This window comes from Paenibacillus sp. EPM92, assembly GCF_016586185.1.
GTDB lineage: Bacteria > Bacillota > Bacilli > Paenibacillales > NBRC-103111 > Paenibacillus_G > Paenibacillus_G validus.
In genome coordinates this window covers 1-3022 of sequence record NZ_BCPS01000078.1, presented here as the reverse complement: position 1 = coordinate 3022, position 3022 = coordinate 1, and the positions used below count along the sequence as shown (strand labels likewise).

4 protein-coding genes are annotated in these 3022 nt (G+C 54.6%); 3 read left to right on the top strand and 1 reads right to left on the bottom strand.

Annotated features, from left to right (window positions below):
• The coding region (locus tag JMF85_RS18640) for a hypothetical protein (RefSeq protein WP_201318716.1) at positions 1 to 193 on the bottom strand (193 nt) is incomplete at its 3' end.
• A 135-nt stretch (positions 194 to 328) separates the two neighbouring features.
• Between JMF85_RS18640 and JMF85_RS18635 the strand changes: the two genes are divergently transcribed.
• The 3 genes from JMF85_RS18635 to tatC all read left to right on the top strand — a co-directional run.
• Positions 329 to 2002 carry a PhoX family protein gene (locus JMF85_RS18635; protein ID WP_174817615.1) on the top strand — a complete coding sequence of 558 codons (1674 nt, stop codon included), beginning with the start codon at positions 329 to 331 and terminating at the stop codon, positions 2000 to 2002.
• Positions 2003 to 2139: 137 nt separating this feature from the next.
• On the top strand, positions 2140 to 2400 hold the full coding sequence (gene tatA / locus JMF85_RS18630; protein WP_127610191.1) for a twin-arginine translocase TatA/TatE family subunit: 261 nt from the start codon (positions 2140 to 2142) through the stop codon (positions 2398 to 2400).
• A gap of 78 nt (positions 2401 to 2478) precedes the next feature.
• Positions 2479 to 3022: twin-arginine translocase subunit TatC (tatC, locus tag JMF85_RS18625; protein ID WP_201318715.1), on the top strand; the 544-nt coding region annotated here is incomplete at its 3' end.

Here is a 3022-nt window from a genome sequence, read left to right as displayed (position 1 = left end):
GTCCGCCGCCGTTGTCCGCCGCCGTTGTCCGCCGCCGTTGTCCGCCGCCGTTGTCCGCCGCCGTTGTCCGCCGCCGTTGTCCGCCGCCGTTGTCCGCCGCCGTTGTCCGCCGCCGTTGTCCGCCGCCGTTGTCCGCCGCCGTTGTCCGCCGCCGTTGTCCGCTGCCGTTGTCCGCCGCCGATGGCCCCTCCACGAACAATCCCTGTACTCGCTTGTGCCTAACCCATCCTCTCCCTTTACAAAACCTTCACTTGGCCCTAATCTTCTGTTGATTTTTGTTCCTTATGCTTATCTATGGATATACTATATTAGTATAGGGAGTGTACATATGGAGAAAAACATGGATCGCCGGACATTTCTATCTTATCTCGGTACGGGGGCGGCGGCGCTGGCAGCTGCATCCGCCGGATTAGGCGTCTTGGAAGGCAAAGCTTCCGCGATGTCCCCGACGGCCGACCACCTGTTCGGGTTTAAGACGAATAAAGTCAGCGGTTATTTCGAACCGATTCAGGCTTCCAAAGAAGACCAGCTGTTGCTTCCGAAAGGGTACCGTTACGACGTTGTGGCGGCATTCGACGATGTAATCAACGCAGCTGGCGAAAAATTCGGACAAGGCTCCGATTACAACGCCTACTTCCCGATTGACGGTTCCAACACGCGCGGGTTGCTTGTGAATAACCACGAATATACGAACATTTTTGCGCTCGGTCCGGTGAAGGACGGCAAGAAATCGAAAGAACAAACGGATAAAGACCTGTACTACCAAGGAATGTCCGTTATTGAAGTATTCCAGGACGACAAGGGCACATGGAAAATGGACACGACTTCCAAACATGCCCGCCGCATCAACGGTTTTACCAAATTCGAATTCACCGGTCCTGCCAAAGGTTCCGCCATCTTGAAAAACGCAAGCACCGCCCAAGGCACGTTCGCAAACTGCTCCGGAGGCGTTACGCTCTGGAATACGGTTCTGTCCTGTGAAGAGAACTTCTCCGAGCTGGCGACGGAAGCCGGTCTGCCTCTGACGCACTACGGCTGGGTTGTAGAAATCGATCCGTTCGACGGCAGCTTCTTGAAGAAGCACACGGCGCTTGGCCGCTTCAACCATGAGAATACGGCTATGGGTTTGACGGCCGACGGCCGCGTCGTCGTTTACATGGGAGACGATAAGAAGGATGCCTGTGTGTATAAATTCGTCACGAAGGGCAAATACGTGCCGGCGAGCGGCCGTCAAAACTCCGAGCTGCTGGCAGACGGCACGCTATATGTAGCCAACCTGAAATCCGGGAAGTGGGTTGCCGTTACGTACGAAGCGCTGTCCAAAGTCATCGGCGACGCCAAATTCAAAGCGCCGGCAGGCGTTAAAGGCACGAGAGAGGAACTGCAACGCATGTTCCAAAGCCAAGCGGATGTGGTAACCAACGTGCACGAAGCGGCCTTGATCCTCGGCGGTACGCCGACCGACCGACCGGAAGATGTGGAAATTTCGCCGTTCGACAATACGGTGTTCATCAGTCATACGAACAACGACAACCATGGTAACATTCACGGTCATATCACGCGTATTTTCGAGAAAGGCAACGATCTCGGCGCGACGGAGTTCGATTTTGAAATTTTCATTGCAGGCGGACGTCAATCCGGATTCAGCTCGCCGGACAACCTTGCGTTCGATTCGAACGGCAACCTGTGGGTTGTGACGGACATCTCCACCAGCAGCATGCACAAAGGGGTTCATACTTCATTCATGAACAACGGGCTGTTCGTCGTTCCGACCCACGGTGCGGCCAAAGCGCAAGCGATGCAGTTTGCTTCTGCCCCTACGGATGCGGAATTGACGGGACCCTTCTTCACGCCGGACGAAAGAACGCTGTTCCTCTCCGTTCAGCATCCGGGCGAAAACACAACGGATTTGGCGAAGCCGACCAGCCTGTGGCCGCACCGCCAAGGCGACACCAAAGCTCGCTGCGGCGTTGTAGCGATCAGCGGCTTCAAGCTCGGCTAATCCGGGATTTATGCAGATGCAGTAACTTGCAAGTGCTCGATCGTAAATGTCCGATGTGAAGCCCGCAGGCCGGACGTAACCATCCATTAGGCCGGCGGGCCCCGCAATGGGCGTTTTACCTCAAAGGAGATGACAACATGCCATTCGGCAATATCGGGATTCCCGGATTAATTCTTATTTTAATTATAGCGCTCATCATTTTCGGACCTTCCAAACTTCCGGAGCTCGGCCGAGCCTTCGGACGCACCTTGAGCGAGTTTAAAAGCGCCACCCGCAGCCTGGTAGGCGGCGAAGACGAGAAGCCGGAGGTTTCCGAAGCGTCGAAACCGACCGTCCAAGACAAGACGCCAGCGGTCTCCGAAACGAAACCCCAATTCAACGCAGACAAAGTTAGCTAAACTCCATCCGCATTATACGTTTGGCTTCCGGTAACCGCATGCTGCCGGAAGCTAGCTTCATTATGGGAGACCCTTACGATGAAAAATAATGAAATGCACGTTTTCAGTCATCTGGAAGAAATGCGCAAACGAATCGTCATCACGCTCGTCGCCTTTCTTGTTGCCATGATTGCCGCTTTCTTATACGCGAAGCCGATTTATAACTGGCTCGTCCGCGATTTGGGAGACAAGCTGACCATCCTCGGTCCGACCGACATTCTATGGGTGTATGTGATGATTTCCGGGGTCTTCGCGATTGCTGTGACGATTCCGGTAGCCGCTACGCAGGCTTGGCATTTCGTCAAGCCTGCGCTGAAGGAGGAAGAGCGCAGAGCGGCGCTCGGGTATATCCCCGCCCTCGCCGTTCTGTTTGCCGCAGGCATTGGCTTCGGCTATTTCGTCCTGTTCCCGATGGTGCTTTCCTTCCTGAAGAACATGGCGGCCGGGCAGGTCAACACGCTCTATACGGCAGATAAATATTTCGGGTTTATGCTGAATTTGACGCTGCCGTTCGGTTTTTTGTTTGAAATGCCGGTCGTGGTGATGTTTTTAACGAAAATCGGAGTATTGAACCCGGTGCGAC